Genomic DNA, 14,100 nt, shown 5'->3' with positions numbered 1-14,100 from the left:
GCTAACGCCCTGCCGTTTTTTCCAGCAGATTAACTTTTGCTTTTGGCTAAAGCGCTTTTATCGCCGCCAAACGGGACGGCTCCGCTGAAAGGTTTACCGTCGATGGCGTCGTGGGTTCGAATCGCCTCCGGCCGCAGCCAGCGCTGAACGCGAGACGGCATATCCAGCCCAATCAGCAGGACCACCACAAAGGTCAGGCCGAAGGAGAGCGAGCCCAGGGCTGTGCCCAGCGCCATATTCTGCGACAGCAGCGCGCCAATCACCGGGGCGATCGCTCCGCCCAATGCCCCGACGTTATAGGTAAAGCCCAGACCCGCCGCACGCTGGTCGGTGTCGAAATAACCGCCGATGAGTTTCGGTAAGATCCCCGAGATCCCCTGCCCCAGCATCTGCTGGAAAAAGAGCAGCAGGCCCAGCACCCAGACATTTGCGCCACCGATCGCAAAGACGGGAACGATCAGCAGCTGTGAGGCCAGCAGGCTACAGACATACGCTTTCCGGGTGCCCAACCAGTCGCCGAGAAAACCACCCACGCAGCAGCCTACAGCCGCGCCGAAGCCGCTAAAGAACAGCACCTTCGCCACCGTTGACGGATCATAGGCCAGGTCGGTTTTCAGATACGTGGGTAACAGCGCCTGAATCGGCCAGGAGTAGAGGAAGGCGAAGAGCACGACAACCATCAGCGTGACGCCCGTAGGCCAGCGTTTACCGCTGCTTTGCACCATAAAGCTGATAAACACAATGGCGCACAGCAGGCCGAGAATCACCATCAGCCCCGCGTTGTGGAGTTCGCCGGCAAAGCAGAACCACAGCGCCGTGCCGGCAAACAGCGTCATCGCCATATTGATCAGGCGGTATTTGCCGCGATAAAGAATATCAACCATTGTGCGTACCGGCGCCTGACCTTCGTGCTTCGCTTTCCAGTCTTCAGCCTCCGGAATATTTTTCCGCAGCCACAGGGCAAAGACGATGGGCAGGATGCCGATAAAGAACAGCGCTCGCCAGCCCCAGACGGGCACGACAAGGCTGTAGACCTGGGCCGCAACCACGGCACCGACGGAGAAGCCAGAAATGAGAAAACCACTCGCCTTATTGCGCAGGTGTTTCGGCCAGCTTTCGATGACGTAGGTTGCGCTGGAGCCGTATTCCCCCGCCATCCCCATTCCAATCACCATGCGGGCGATAAACAGGGTGACGTAACCCGGCGCAAAACCGCAGGCCAGCGTACCGCAGGAGAAGAGTACGATACTGGTTATCATTGCCAGCTTGCGGCCATAGCGGTCGCCCATGGCGCCCAGCAGCAGGCCGCCGAACCAGCGCGAAATAAAGGCCGCCGAAATGAGGCTCGCCGCTTCCACGGTCGTCAGGCCAAATTCACTTTTAATTTCTGTCAGCACTAAGGCAATCAGGACAAAATCGAAGCCATCAAGCAGATATCCCAGCCAGGCGGCGGAGAAGGCGCGCCACTGAGGGCGGCTTAGATGGCGGTACCACGGGATGCTTTGGGTAGACTTACTCATTTCACTCTCCCGACGTTTTCTCTGTCGTTTTGCCGGATAAGCGACGCGCCATCCGGCAGTGCGTTAGCGTTTTTCCGCCATTAACTGCTCTGCCAGCGCCTTCAGCGCCGGCACGAATTGCTCGTCTACAGGGGCAAACGGTTTGCGACACAGCGGCACGGACACCACGTCCATGTAGTGCAGAACCGTTTTCAGACCACGGAAGACCCCGGCTTTAATCAGCAGGTCGATGACCTTGTTGCATTCGCTTTGCAGGCGCTGTGCGGTGGCGTTATCCCCCTCACGAACCGCGTTGGCGATAGCCCGGTAGCGCCAGCCCATAATGTTGTAGGTGCTGCCGATCCCCCCGTCCGCGCCGGCCAGCAGGCCGGAGGCAAAGATTTCGTCATAGCCGTTGTAGAGCACCAGATCCGGATGCTCACGGCGGATCTGCTCCATCTGGAACAGATCGCCGGAGGTTTGTTTCAACGCGCCGACGCCGGGCAGCGTCACCAGGGTGTTGATCTGATCCAGGCTTAGCTTCACGCCGCTTAACGCCGGAATGTTATAGACCACCATCGGCAGACCATCCGCCGAATCAATGATTGCACGGTAATGATCGCAATGTTCTTCAAAGCTGAAGGGGTAATAAAACGGCGTGACGGCAGACACCGCGTCAAAGCCCAGTCGGGCAGCGGCGGTGGCCAGCTGCTGGCTTTCCGTGGTGCTCACGCAGCCAACATGGGCAATGAGCGTGATTTTTCCTTTCGCCTCCTCCGCCACGATCTCCATCACCTGCTCGCGTTCAGAAAGGCTTTGGACAAAGGCTTCTCCCGTTGAACCGCCGACATAAAGCCCGTCGATGCCCTGCGCAATATTGAACTGCACCAGACGGCGCAGGCTCTCCTTATCCAGCGCCTGCTGTTGGGTAAACGGAGTCAGAAGAGCGGCCATTACGCCGCGTAGTTGCGTTGCCATAGATACCTCAATCATTCGTGTGCTTGTTATAACGATATACCTTTATACCTTTTATACCAGATCAAATAAGCAGCAGTGGAATACAGAACGCTTATATTGCGAGCTGCTTCACTAAAGGATCGTTACTTTTTAGCTTTTGAATGCTGGCCGAAGGCGTGCCAGGTAGCGGAAACGCTGTTGAGGTGAGTTTGCAGCGCCCGATCGGCTTCATCGGGATCGCGGCGGCGGATCGCGTCAACGATCGCGATATGCTGGCGATAGCTGGCTTCATTATGCTGATAAAGCTCAGCGTCCGGCACTGTAGGACGCGCCGCGATTAGCCAGTCGAGCAGCGCAACGTGGATCGCGTTGAAGATTGGGTTGCCGGGGATCTCCGCCAGTACGCGGTGAAAATCGACGTCGGAACGAATGAACAGCGCGTTGTCATCCAGGGACTGGCTGTTGATCTCCAGCGCTTTCGTCAGCCGCGCAATCTGATCGTCCGTGGCGTACTCTGCGGCATAACGCACGAGGCTGGATTCAAAGAACAGACGGAGCTGCTCAAAATGGGCAATACCGCCGGGCTGGGTCAGAAAATCTTTCGCCATCCCCGACAGCTCGCTGATGATGGTATCGGCAGACGGCTGGGTGACGCGGGCGCGTTCACCGTTGTTAATCTGCACCAGACCTTTACGCTTTAGCGCCGCCAGCGCTTCGCGCACCGAGGGGCGGCCCACGTTGAAGAACGCCATCAGCTCGCGCTCGGAGGGCAGCTGCTCTCCCTGGGCAAATTCCTTCCGGCGGATCATCTGCTCCAGCTCTTCTTCCACCATATCCGACAGCTTTTTGCGCGTCAGCGGACGGCGACGCAGGCTGCGGCCAAGGGTTTCATCTGAGTTTTCAGCGTTAGGATCGGTCGGTTTCATTGCAGTCCAGTGCCATTGAAGGAAAACACTGCATCATAGCACAGGAGAGGATGCGTCAAAATTCTCTGTTCTGGGGCCGTGCGCCGCTAAAGCTGGTCAATAATGTAACGGTAATTACAAGTGGAGACAAATTGCCCTCCCCCCACGTGCTCAAGATTTATCCTCAATATGATGTCGTGCACAATTTGATCCATTAAGGGATGCCGGACAACCGAGGTCGTGAGTTTTTCATCAGTACAGCCTATTTCGCTAATTGAAACACCCGTGGTAATCATGCGACAGTAGGCGCCCCGTTCGGTCATCGCGCTGTTATCACAAAAGCTTCCCCCTTCCCAAAGATAGGTATGCAGCGTCGTTTCCATGGTTCCGCCCGTAGAATTCAGCGTGATTTGCTTGTCATGCTGAATGACGTCGCGATCCCAGGAAATATCCAGACCGGTAGCGGGTACGTAGTTACAGCCGGATGTACGCTCCATCGTTGACGTCCAGCTGTCGCCGGTAGAGGTATCCGTTGAGCGGGTAATAAACATTAAAATCCAGGGACAGGCTTCACTGTCCTGCCACGTGACTTCAATATCAATGAAGACTTTCATGCAGGTCCAGCGCGTTTTATCCATCCCGGCGCATCCCGTAGAAACCGCTTGCTCAGAGGCAAGCTTCAAACGCACTGGCGAAAATCCTGAGGCGTTACCGTCCCAGGAAGTAACCGTCATGTAGCCATTCGGATCGCGGCTAAATAAATCCCAGACGCCATGGAACACGCCCCCTTTTGTGGTGGTGCCCATATTGACCATCACAGAGCTTTTCGCGCCGGAAACCGGTTTACCGTAATAGGTTACGATCTGGCCGCGGCTGCCCGTAAGACCTTTAGCTGCGTAACTGCCGCCCGCGTAAAACAGGCTCATGAGAGTGAGTACAAGGGTAATCAGTAATCGTCTGTTCATATTATAAATATTCAAAAATAACGGTTGATGTTGCCGTGAACGTTCCGGATAAAACGTCTTGCCCGGGAATGACCTGAAGCCAGGCGTTCAGCATCAGATCGTTATTTCCGTCGGCGAGCGGAAAGGTCGCCCCCACCGGATCGTTAACCAGAACGCTCACGCCGTTTAGCGTTTCGAGACCAATGCCCACGCCGGATGCAATCGAGGTGGCATCAAAGGCCAGAAAACCGCGCATCCCGGTGACTTCTGTGCCGTGAAACGTCACCCGCACGCCATTTTTTTGCACGGAAGGCGGACAATCATAAAGCCTTAACCTGACGGGCTGACGGGCTGAGTGTCCGCGCAGCATTAAGTCGCTGGCGGCAATATCAGGAAAGGTGACGGTATCCAGCACCCCGTTCTGCATTTCCATCTTGCAAATTCCGCCCAGCAGGTTGCCGGTGAAATGCACGTTATCTGGTGAAGCCTGAACACCTGCCGTCGCCAGAAACAGCAGCAGGGAGAGCGTTCCTCGCTGATAGCGCTTCATTGATAATCCACCTGCAATGTTGCCCAGCCTTCGAAATTACCCGCGTACATGACAGCCCCCGTTTTCTTTACGGGCACGGCTTTCAGAACGGGTAATGCCTGTTCGGTGACGGTTAACGTCGAACCTAATTCAAAGGGTGTATTACCGTGCAGAATTTCAATGCCCAGCCCTGAAACATCCGTCACGACGGCAGCGTTATTAAAGTCCGTCACGTTACCGGTTAGCGTCAGCGACATCGTCAGATCCGAATAGCGGTCAGGCGAATCACAATCAATGGTGTAGGGCAAATTCTGCATGAATTTCGTGCCGTCGATCTCTTCTATCTGTACATCGACGAAGTTAACTTCAATGGTTTGATCGTTGCTGATTACGCATTCCGGCGGCCTGACCAGAAAACCGTGAAAGGTCAAATCCCCCTCTGCACCAGCAGAGCCCACCGTTAAGCAGCACAGCAGCAAGATAAATGAACGCATTTTCATTGATAATCCACGATCAGGGTTGCTCTGGCATCGAACTCAGATGCATTCAGGGTGACGGAGGCCGACTTTACCGGAACGACTTCCAGCTCGGGCCCGCTGTTGGCGTAGATAAACTCCAGCCAGTCGGTGGAACCCGGTTCAATAAGTCGTTTTTCGTCTTTTGTCTGTAGGCGCAGGCCAAATCCTTCGACGTTGGTTTTAAGCACCTTTTCCCCGTTGATCACCGTCGACTCCCCCTGAATTTGCATCTTCAGGTTGTCTTTCAGACGGTTTTTACAGTCGATCGTGTAATCAAGCGGCTGGGTGTAGCGGGTGCCGTCAATTTTTGTGGTGTACACCGAGCCAAACTCGACCGCCCCGCCGCTCACCTCACATGGCATAGGTACGTTCACCACAACGGTGACGCTCATAAGCACCTCCGTGTCAGCTGCCCTGCATGACCCCGCGACGCCAGCCAGCGCGATCGCCAGTAAACAGGTTATTTTCCGAAACATAACGGGGCCTCCTGCCTGTTATTTTTTACTGCTTCTTTCCTGGTCTACGCTACAGGTTGTGCCTGAACAGCGGAAATAGAGCGGCATACGTCCACCGTAATCATCGACGTAGACCAGCACGGGTTGTTGACCCAGCGTAGAGGCTTTCACGTGCATTAATTCCCCGGATTTTGGCGCCAGCACCATTGGATTGAAGCCCGCCACGGATGGCGTATCGTGGGATTTGCTGGCATTACTCAGCACCACGTAATAACTGGTCGGGTTATTTACCTGATAATCGTCTCCGCTGCGGGTCAGCGTCAGCGCATATTGCCACGGATGATGTGGATCCATTTTCGGCAGCGAAGCCGGACGGTAAAATAATTTAATGCGCGTCTGTAAGGCTATTTGCAGCGTATTCGGTCGCTTACCTTTCGGCGGGATCTCACGCACGTTAAAATAGAACAGCGATTCACGATCCTGCGGCAAAGAGGCCAGCCCCGGCATTCCCTGTATTTTAACCTGCCCGGTTTCTTTAGGCTCAATACGCTGAACCGGCGGTAATACAGTCAGTGGCGACGTAATTTTCTGACCTTTACTATCTTCAACCCATGACTGTGCCAGGTAAGGACTTTCCTGATTATCATTGCGCAGCGTAATGCTGACGGATTTCTCGTTGCCATTAAAAATAATACGCGTTCTGTCCGGCACAATGGCGGCATGGGCTGCCATCATGGGAAGCAACGTACAGCCCAATACAATATAGGCTGGGAGTGAAGCAATTTTTTTCATGTGTTTTCTCCTGATTGAATTGACGGATCCGGCTTGGCGGAAAAATCGTCTTGTTCCGAAGCAGGGATAACGCGTTTAGTTTGTTGCTGTATTGCCGGCATGACCGAAGGCGCGGCCGGCGTCGTTAATTCCCGCTCGCTGCGGCACGGCAGTAACAGGTTATTAAAGAGATCTTTCGGCAAAGGAGCCGGTAACGAAATAGAACATTGCTGGTCGCCATTCCACGTCACCTGCATCTCTTCGCCCGGGTTGACGCCCGCAAGATAGACGCTGCCATTGTCGTCAACTAACCCTACCTGCTGATGCCTTTCGTTAAAGACTTCTGCACCAAACGGTGGATTTTTACCGTTACTCAACCGCAGGATCGCGACCGCTTTTTCTCCACGAATAATGTCGAACTGACGGTAACCAATCGCCCCTTCAGTCAGCGTAATCTGGGCGGTTGAGCGCGTGGCTTCCGCATTCTCCGGCAAGTTTTCAATATCGATTTTTATGTCATTACGGTAGTAGTCGTTAATGTCCGACAGGACGGCCATGCCAAACGCGTTGGTATAAACGGGCGCATTATAGCCGCCCACCGGTACGCCTTCCTGACCGCTTGCGTCAATCATTAACCTCGAGCCGCCCGGGATGGAAACGCGGTGCAGCGCGCCGCCGTGGCCCGTCAGCGTGGCTCCGCCTTCCAGGGATATCCCCACCGAGGAATAATTATTCTCCAGATAGCTGGCATTGAGATCCAAATCCGCGATATCACCGCTGTGGCGATAATAACCGTCGGCCGATTTCTGGCTTTGTGAATCACCGACGCTAAGCTGGTAATTATTATTGTCATCCACGCGCTGGCTATAGCCCACACGATTAGAGTGATCGTCCTGGCTGTAAGAGCCGTTATAGTTAAACGAGCCGCCTTCTCCCCACGGAATATTGACGGAAAGATAAAATCCATCGTCAGTCTCGTCATCATATTCACTGCGGTAGCCGTTCAGGGACAGGCTGATATTTCTAAAGTCACCAATATCAAAATATTTAGAGAACATAATGTTATAGTTATTCTCGTCCGAACGGTCCCAGTAGGAACGACGCGTCCAGTTCACGAAAACGTTTATGCCAATATCAATTAAGTTCTGGTTATAGTTAACGGTAAACATCTGCTTATCTTTTCCAGAGCGGAAATGTTCACCGTCCTGCGCATCCAGGTAATCGTTCATCGTCATGAAGTTTTCTTCAGAAAAGCGATAGCCGGCAAAGGAGATGCGGCTGTGCAGCTCGTCGTAATCTTTGGAATAACTTATGCGATATGAGTTACCCTGGAGCGTATCGTCGTCTTGATCTTCCGTGATGAGCGCGCGCGAACGCGTGACGTCAAACGAGAGTGCCCCAAGCGCGGCCATGTCGCGCCCGATGCCTACCGCCATCGCCTGATAATCCTGCTCACCTATTCCGCCGCCGTACAGGGACCAGCCATCGTCTACGCCCCAGGACGCTTCGCTGGCCGCAAAAATGTTGCCGGCCATATTGTGGTTCCAGTCCTGTGGACGGCCTACGGTGGTTTTGAAGCGCACCTGATTGGCGCGCGTCAGGAAAGGCACCGACGTGGTGCTGACATCGTATTCCTGTACTTTTCCATCCTGCTCTTCAATGCGCACGTGCAAATCGCCAGAGACGGACTGGTTAATATCCTGAATTCGGAACGGGCCCGCCGGAACCTGCTTCTCATACAGCACTCTTCCCTGCTGCGTAACCACAACTTTGGCATTGGTGCGCGCGACGCCCGCGATGTCAGGCGCGTAGCCCCGCAAGTTTGGGGGCAGCATTTGATCGTCTGAATTGACGCTTAACCCTGCGTAGTTAAAGGTGTCGAAAATATCTGACGAGAGCGACGTTTCTCCCATCAGAAGCTGGGCGCCCCAGGCAGGCAAAGCGCGATAGGCATAATAACGACTCCACTCCCAGTTACGGGTCGTTTCGCCGTCCTGATGCTGGTAATCAGCCTGCCAGTCGGCGCGTAGACGCCACGGGCCTAAGTTTGCCCCCAGGGTCCCATTGCCGCTGACATCCTGTTCGTTGCCGCCTTCATTTTCATCATGCTCATGGCTGGCATTAATATTATAATCAAAGAGAATACCCGGAATACCTTCATCCCAACGCGCGGGCGGATCCCAGTTTTCATCCGAATATTCGAGATAGGCTTGTGGAATAGCAATACGCAGCGCTGATTCGGACATGTCCGCGTTCACGTGCATATCTTTCAGCTGATCTGGTTTTAGACACGCGCCCTCTTTTATCCAGATAAAATTCTCTGTGAGCTCGGGCTTAATACCCAGATGCGCGACCAGATCAGGTGAAAGACATGCAAAGCTGTCATCAGGCTCATCTTCTTTTGGATACCAGTTGATATCGTAATTTTCAGGCAGCCGGCCTTTATTCACAATGACCTGTAAATTATATTTCCCCGGCAGCACATAGCCTTTGCGGGAAAAATGGCTTAAGTCGTAGTTTTCACTTCCCTGGACATCCAGAAACTGAGTATTAAATTCAACTGCATCTTCTGCAAAAGAATCATTAAGAGATGATCCCATAATAAGGCCAATCAATATGGCCAGATGCTTTAGTTGATAGAAATTGCCGCACTTCATGATTAATACCTTGAATGCCGATATGGCCCGCGCAAAGATGTCTAAATTGCCCCGCCTGCGCGGGGCAAAACAGAGAATTACAGGTAGCTGATCTGGAAACTGGTCAGAGAGGAGAACTCACCTGTGTCGATAGTTTCAGCAGCGGTTTCGCCCTGTACCCACGCTTTGAACGCGAATTTCTGATCGGCCAGACCTTTGCCTTCGGCATCTACAGCCAGCGCCTGCGTTGCAGCGGTGCCCAGACGGATTTCGGTACCCTTAGAGTTCGCCAGAACGATATGAGAGCCTTTCATCTCGCCCTTCGCACCCATCAGCGCCAGGTAGCCCGGATTCGCCGTAGATTCATCACCGCTCGCATTAAATACAATGTTCATGCTGGTCTGATCGTCAAACACGCAGTTGACCAGCTGAATATCGAAATCTACAGCCTGAATAAGGCCTGCTTTCAGTGAACCGGTACCCAGGTTTTCACCGAGGCTAATGGTCTGGTTTTCGTCGCCAATTTTAATTGAGCATGGGGAAGTCACAATTTTGCCAACAAATGTAACGGTACCATCATTGCCTTCAGCGTGGGCTGCCATAGCAGAACCGCCTAATACAAGCATGCTTAACAGAGCTGATTTAGCGAATTTTTTCATTTTCAATCCTTAAAAATATAACGGTTATAAAAATCACTACTTTAGTGAAAGGGTATTTTAGGGAAATATCCCGCGTACTGGTTTAAAAAATAATACAACGAAGGAATAAGAAGAATTTAAAGCGATAGGATTATAACCTGTTAACCTTCTGCTCATCCTTGATGGGCTTTATTTAGCCCAGACATCATTGACGCTCCTGTCCGATGTCGTCCAATTTTAAAACGTAATTTATGCTCTAAATGATATTATTTGACGCCAATATACCCTGTTTTATGAATGTGTATATTTAATTTAACTAATTTCTTTTTTCAGAATAAATTAATGACTTTGCTGCTACGCATTCATGATCTGAATAAAATAAATAAGAATGGGAAATGAAGGGGTTAGTAAAAAAAAAGCCCCTTACCGAAGTAAGGGGCTCTCGTTTACTTTACAACGCGTAGCGCCGGTCGACAACCGCGCGGTGGCGGTTCATCATCCGGACCTTCGTCGTCGTCCTGACGATCGGGCTTGTCGCCATCAATCACCGACATGACCGGGTCGCTTTCGCGTTCATCGGATGCGTCATCGTCATTCAGGCTGGCAACCTCTTCATCATAAGCCGCTTCCGGCTCGAACATGGTGCCTGCACCGTTTTCACGGGCATAGATAGCCAGAACCGCAGCCAGCGGAACGGAAACCTGACGCGGGACGCCGCCGAAACGCGCATTAAAGCGCACTTCGTCGTTTGCCAGCTCCAGGTTACCCACTGCACGTGGCGCAATATTTAGTACAATCTGTCCGTCACGTGCGTATTCCATTGGAACCTGCACGCCCGGCAACGTCACATCCACAACCAGGTGCGGCGTGAGCTGGTTATCCAGCAGCCATTCATAGAAGGCGCGCAGCAGATACGGACGGCGTGGGGTAAGTTGTGACATTTCCACAGTCATTAGCCTCGGCCGAGACGCATTTCGCGCTCCGGTTCAGTTAAGGATGCCAGGAAAGAGTCGCGCTCAAAGACGCGCGTCATGTAACCTTTCAGCTCTTTCGCGCCCGGGCCGCTGAACTCCACGCCCAGGGTTGGCAGACGCCACAGCAACGGCGCCAGGTAGCAATCTACCAGGCTGAACTCGTCGCTCAGGAAGAACGGTTTTTGACCAAATACCGGCGCAATCGCCAGCAGCTCTTCACGCAGCTGTTTACGCGCAGCATCCGCTTCTGAAGAGGAACCGTTGACGATAACGTTCATCAGCGTGTACCAGTCTTTCTCGATACGCTGCATGTACAGGCGGCTTTCACCACGCGCAACAGGATAAACAGGCATCAGTGGCGGATGCGGGAAACGCTCATCCAGGTATTCCATAATGATACGGGATTCCCACAGGGTCAGCTCGCGATCCACCAGCGTCGGTACGCTTTGGCTCGGGTTGAGATCGATCAGATCCTGAGGCGGGTTATCCTTTTCCACATGCTCGATCTCAAAACTGACACCCTTCTCGGCCAGCACGATACGAACCTGATGGCTATAAATGTCAGTAGGACCAGAAAACAGCGTCATTACCGAACGTTTGTTGGCAGCGACAGCCATGAAAACCTCCAGGTATATTCAGAATTTTTACTGCTACCGGCCCAACGGGGCCAGCCAGATGAAGTATCGCCCATCCCAGAGAAGACACATTGTTCAAGAATCGAACAAAAATCGAGTATTCACCGATATTTGGGCAGAAAATTGGATGATAGTTTACCAGATTTTGATGGCTTTGTGGTGAGGGGATGCCGGAAATGTGGAAAAAGAGAAGATATATGAAATGTTACTGTGGATAACCTGCGCATTATCCATAAAAAAACCCGCCGAAGCGGGTTTTTCGCCAATCGTTCTGCGTAAGCAGAATGGATTAACGTTTGGAGAACTGTGGACGACGACGTGCTTTACGCAGACCCACTTTCTTACGTTCAACCTGACGAGCGTCACGAGTAACGAAGCCAGCTTTACGCAGTTCAGAACGCAGGGATTCGTCGTACTCCATCAGAGCGCGGGTGATACCGTGACGGATCGCACCTGCCTGACCGGAGATACCACCACCTTTAACGGTGATGTACAGATCCAGTTTTTCTACCATATCAACCAGTTCCAGCGGCTGACGAACTACCATGCGGGCAGTTTCGCGACCGAAGTACTGTTCCAGAGAACGCTGGTTAATTACGATTTTACCACTGCCCGGTTTAATGAAAACGCGAGCTGCGGAACTTTTGCGGCGACCAGTGCCGTAGTATTGATTTTCAGCCATTGCCTATAATCCCGATTAGATGTCAAGAACTTGCGGTTGCTGTGCCGCGTGGTTGTGCTCGTTGCCTGCGTAAACTTTCAGTTTACGGAACATAGCACGACCCAGCGGGCCTTTTGGCAGCATGCCTTTAACCGCGATTTCAATCACACGCTCAGGACGGCGGGCAATCATCTCTTCAAAGGTCGCTTCTTTGATACCACCGATGTGGCCGGTGTGGTGGTAGTACACTTTGTCAGTACGCTTGTTGCCGGTAACAGCAACTTTGTCAGCGTTCAGAACGATGATGTAATCACCGGTATCAACGTGCGGAGTGTATTCCGCTTTATGCTTACCGCGCAGGCGACGAGCCAGTTCAGTAGCCAGACGGCCCAGAGTTTTACCGGTCGCGTCAACAACATACCAGTCGCGCTGTACGGTTTCTGGTTTAGCTGTAAAAGTTTTCATTAAAAGCTTACCCAAATAATAAGTTACACGTTGGTGAACACCCAAACGTTTAGTCAGTTGAGGTTCACACGACAAAGTCCGGCAAACCTACCCCTTCGAATAGCACATGCCGACACATAGAAAGTTTCGGGAAAAAAACCTTCTCGTAACGTGGGGTCGCAAGATTATAGAGAAGTTGAGGTCAAAGATCGACCCTTAAATGTGATTTGGAATGGGTTTTTCGAGACGGTGGAAAATGCCGGGTGGCGGCTACGCCTAACCCGGCCTACATGGTTCCCGTCTCAAGGAGAGGGTAGCATTTATGGCATATGCTCACGCTTGAGGTACTCTTCGCTCTGCATCTCTTGCAGGCGCGACAGGCAGCGCTGGAACTCAAACTTCAGGCGCTCGCCCTGATAAATCTCATATAAAGGTACTTCGGCGCTGACCACCAGCTTAACGTGGCGCTCGTAAAACTCATCTACCAGCGCAATGAAGCGGCGCGCTTCGCTCTCCATGAGCGGGGTCATGACGGGCACATCCCACAACATAACGGTATGGAACAAACGCGACAGCGCAATGTAGTCATGCTGGCTGCGGGCATCCACGCAGAGCGTTGCAAACGAGACGGCCAGCGTCTGGTTCTCAACGCCCAGCGTCGGCAACGGACGATGGTTAATCTCCAGCGCTGGGGCGTTATCTCGCGGCGCACCCGCCAGCGCCAGCCACAGTTTATCCATCTCGCGGGAGGTGTCGACGTTCAGCGGCGAAAGCCACAGGTGCGCCTGCGTCAGCGTACGCAGACGATAATCAACACCGGCATCGACGTTCATGATGTCGCAATGCTGTTTGATAGCATCAATGGCCGGCAGGAAACGCGCCCGCTGGAGACCATTGCGATAAAGCTCATCCGGCGGGATATTTGAGGTTGCCACCAGGGTGATCCCACGCGCAAACAGCGCTTTCATCAGCCCCCCCAGCAGCATGGCGTCCGTAATATCAGAAACAAAGAACTCGTCGAAGCAGAGCACGTCCGTTTCCGCCTTGAAGCGATCGGCCACGATCTCCAGCGGGTCGGTTTCGCCCTGGAGCGCCGTCAGCTCTTCATGAACCCGCAGCATGAAACGGTGAAAGTGCAGACGCTGCTTACGTGTGCCGGGCAGGCTCTGGTAAAACATATCCATCAGCCAGGTTTTACCCCGTCCAACGCCGCCCCACATATATAAGCCGCGAACCGGTGCGTTTACCGGCGGCTCTTTTTTACCCAGCAAACGGCCGAATGCCGCCTTCAGCCCGCTGCTCTGCGCCGTATCGGCGGGTTTCGCCAGAAGTTCCTGATAAATCGTGTTCAGGCGGTTAACCGCTTCACGCTGGACATCATCCGGCTGGTGGGTGCCCTCACTCAGGGCCAGTTGGTAACGCGATGAAGGGGACAGGTTTTGCATGATGTTGTTGTTATTCCTTTAGTTAAACCTCACCAGCGCGCGCGGCTGATGAAAAAAAGGCCGTTCTACACTACGCGATGATACGTCAG

15 protein-coding genes are annotated in these 14,100 nt (G+C 53.0%); all 15 read right to left on the bottom strand.

The genetic code is table 11. The features are described from left to right. Nucleotides 1–29: 29 nt before the first annotated feature. Nucleotides 30–1,520, bottom strand: coding sequence for an MFS transporter (locus INF58_RS16650; RefSeq protein ID WP_193528134.1), 1,491 nt, complete (start codon nucleotides 1,518–1,520; stop codon nucleotides 30–32). 63 nt (nucleotides 1,521–1,583) lie between these two features. Next, nucleotides 1,584–2,477: an N-acetylneuraminate lyase gene (gene nanA / locus INF58_RS16645; RefSeq protein ID WP_193528133.1), complete on the bottom strand. Its 894-nt coding sequence runs from the start codon at nucleotides 2,475–2,477 to the stop codon at nucleotides 1,584–1,586. A 122-nt stretch (nucleotides 2,478–2,599) separates the two neighbouring features. Then, the gene (nanR, locus tag INF58_RS16640; protein ID WP_193528132.1) at nucleotides 2,600–3,382 is read right to left on the bottom strand and encodes a transcriptional regulator NanR; all 783 of its coding nucleotides are present in this window, start codon (nucleotides 3,380–3,382) and stop codon (nucleotides 2,600–2,602) included. A gap of 86 nt (nucleotides 3,383–3,468) precedes the next feature. Further along, nucleotides 3,469–4,326: a StfH/YfcO family fimbrial adhesin gene (locus tag INF58_RS16635; RefSeq protein ID WP_193528131.1), complete on the bottom strand. Its 858-nt coding sequence runs from the start codon at nucleotides 4,324–4,326 to the stop codon at nucleotides 3,469–3,471. A gap of 1 nt (nucleotide 4,327) precedes the next feature. Continuing rightward, nucleotides 4,328–4,855 carry a fimbrial protein gene (locus INF58_RS16630; RefSeq protein WP_193528130.1) on the bottom strand — a complete coding sequence of 176 codons (528 nt, stop codon included), beginning with the start codon at nucleotides 4,853–4,855 and terminating at the stop codon, nucleotides 4,328–4,330. Then, nucleotides 4,852–5,334, bottom strand: coding sequence for a fimbrial protein (locus tag INF58_RS16625; protein ID WP_370551724.1), 483 nt, complete (start codon nucleotides 5,332–5,334; stop codon nucleotides 4,852–4,854). Before INF58_RS16625 ends, INF58_RS16630 begins: the two co-directional genes overlap by 4 nt. Continuing rightward, a complete protein-coding gene (locus tag INF58_RS16620; RefSeq protein ID WP_193032990.1) occupies nucleotides 5,331–5,828 on the bottom strand; it encodes a fimbrial protein in 498 nt (165 codons plus the stop codon). Before INF58_RS16620 ends, INF58_RS16625 begins: the two co-directional genes overlap by 4 nt. Before the next feature lie 18 nt (nucleotides 5,829–5,846). Then, nucleotides 5,847–6,542, bottom strand: coding sequence for a fimbria/pilus periplasmic chaperone (locus INF58_RS16615; protein ID WP_226842347.1), 696 nt, complete (start codon nucleotides 6,540–6,542; stop codon nucleotides 5,847–5,849). A gap of 53 nt (nucleotides 6,543–6,595) precedes the next feature. Beyond that, complete coding sequence (locus INF58_RS16610) at nucleotides 6,596–9,235, bottom strand: outer membrane usher protein (protein ID WP_193528129.1); 2,640 nt, start codon at nucleotides 9,233–9,235, stop codon at nucleotides 6,596–6,598. Nucleotides 9,236–9,312: 77 nt separating this feature from the next. Then, the gene (locus INF58_RS16605) at nucleotides 9,313–9,873 is read right to left on the bottom strand and encodes a fimbrial protein (RefSeq protein WP_063867544.1); all 561 of its coding nucleotides are present in this window, start codon (nucleotides 9,871–9,873) and stop codon (nucleotides 9,313–9,315) included. A 425-nt stretch (nucleotides 9,874–10,298) separates the two neighbouring features. Then, on the bottom strand, nucleotides 10,299–10,799 hold the full coding sequence (sspB, locus tag INF58_RS16600; protein WP_193528128.1) for a ClpXP protease specificity-enhancing factor: 501 nt from the start codon (nucleotides 10,797–10,799) through the stop codon (nucleotides 10,299–10,301). A gap of 5 nt (nucleotides 10,800–10,804) precedes the next feature. After that, entirely contained in the window at nucleotides 10,805–11,443 is a 639-nt protein-coding gene (gene sspA, locus INF58_RS16595; RefSeq protein ID WP_014071978.1) for a stringent starvation protein SspA, read from the bottom strand. A 307-nt stretch (nucleotides 11,444–11,750) separates the two neighbouring features. Continuing rightward, nucleotides 11,751–12,143: a 30S ribosomal protein S9 gene (gene rpsI / locus INF58_RS16590; protein ID WP_003860436.1), complete on the bottom strand. Its 393-nt coding sequence runs from the start codon at nucleotides 12,141–12,143 to the stop codon at nucleotides 11,751–11,753. 15 nt (nucleotides 12,144–12,158) lie between these two features. Further along, the gene (rplM, locus tag INF58_RS16585) at nucleotides 12,159–12,587 is read right to left on the bottom strand and encodes a 50S ribosomal protein L13 (RefSeq protein WP_006178824.1); all 429 of its coding nucleotides are present in this window, start codon (nucleotides 12,585–12,587) and stop codon (nucleotides 12,159–12,161) included. 299 nt (nucleotides 12,588–12,886) lie between these two features. Continuing rightward, a complete protein-coding gene (gene zapE / locus INF58_RS16580; protein WP_193528127.1) occupies nucleotides 12,887–14,011 on the bottom strand; it encodes a cell division protein ZapE in 1,125 nt (374 codons plus the stop codon). Between the last annotated feature and the right edge of the window lie 89 nt (nucleotides 14,012–14,100).

It is taken from the genome of Enterobacter cloacae complex sp. P24RS, from assembly GCF_014982165.1.
In the GTDB taxonomy this organism is placed as follows: domain Bacteria; phylum Pseudomonadota; class Gammaproteobacteria; order Enterobacterales; family Enterobacteriaceae; genus Enterobacter; species Enterobacter quasihormaechei.
This window is presented reverse-complemented; position numbering and strand designations above follow the sequence as displayed.

Bases quoted from the DNA above. Each gene is read 5' to 3' on its own strand.
- INF58_RS16605 (WP_063867544.1), bottom strand. From the start codon at position 9,873: ATGAAAAAATTCGCTAAATCAGCTCTGTTAAGCATGCTTGTATTAGGC.
- INF58_RS16635 (WP_193528131.1), bottom strand. From the start codon at position 4,326: ATGAACAGACGATTACTGATTACCCTTGTACTCACTCTCATGAGCCTG.
- INF58_RS16620 (WP_193032990.1), bottom strand. From the start codon at position 5,828: ATGTTTCGGAAAATAACCTGTTTACTGGCGATCGCGCTGGCTGGCGTC.
- nanA (WP_193528133.1), bottom strand. From the start codon at position 2,477: ATGGCAACGCAACTACGCGGCGTAATGGCCGCTCTTCTGACTCCGTTT.
- INF58_RS16630 (WP_193528130.1), bottom strand. From the start codon at position 4,855: ATGAAGCGCTATCAGCGAGGAACGCTCTCCCTGCTGCTGTTTCTGGCG.
- INF58_RS16650 (WP_193528134.1), bottom strand. From the start codon at position 1,520: ATGAGTAAGTCTACCCAAAGCATCCCGTGGTACCGCCATCTAAGCCGC.
- INF58_RS16615 (WP_226842347.1), bottom strand. From the start codon at position 6,542: ATGATGGCAGCCCATGCCGCCATTGTGCCGGACAGAACGCGTATTATT.
- zapE (WP_193528127.1), bottom strand. From the start codon at position 14,011: ATGCAAAACCTGTCCCCTTCATCGCGTTACCAACTGGCCCTGAGTGAG.
- INF58_RS16625 (WP_370551724.1), bottom strand. From the start codon at position 5,334: ATGAAAATGCGTTCATTTATCTTGCTGCTGTGCTGCTTAACGGTGGGC.
- rpsI (WP_003860436.1), bottom strand. From the start codon at position 12,143: ATGGCTGAAAATCAATACTACGGCACTGGTCGCCGCAAAAGTTCCGCA.
- nanR (WP_193528132.1), bottom strand. From the start codon at position 3,382: ATGAAACCGACCGATCCTAACGCTGAAAACTCAGATGAAACCCTTGGC.
- INF58_RS16610 (WP_193528129.1), bottom strand. From the start codon at position 9,235: ATGAAGTGCGGCAATTTCTATCAACTAAAGCATCTGGCCATATTGATT.
- rplM (WP_006178824.1), bottom strand. From the start codon at position 12,587: ATGAAAACTTTTACAGCTAAACCAGAAACCGTACAGCGCGACTGGTAT.
- sspA (WP_014071978.1), bottom strand. From the start codon at position 11,443: ATGGCTGTCGCTGCCAACAAACGTTCGGTAATGACGCTGTTTTCTGGT.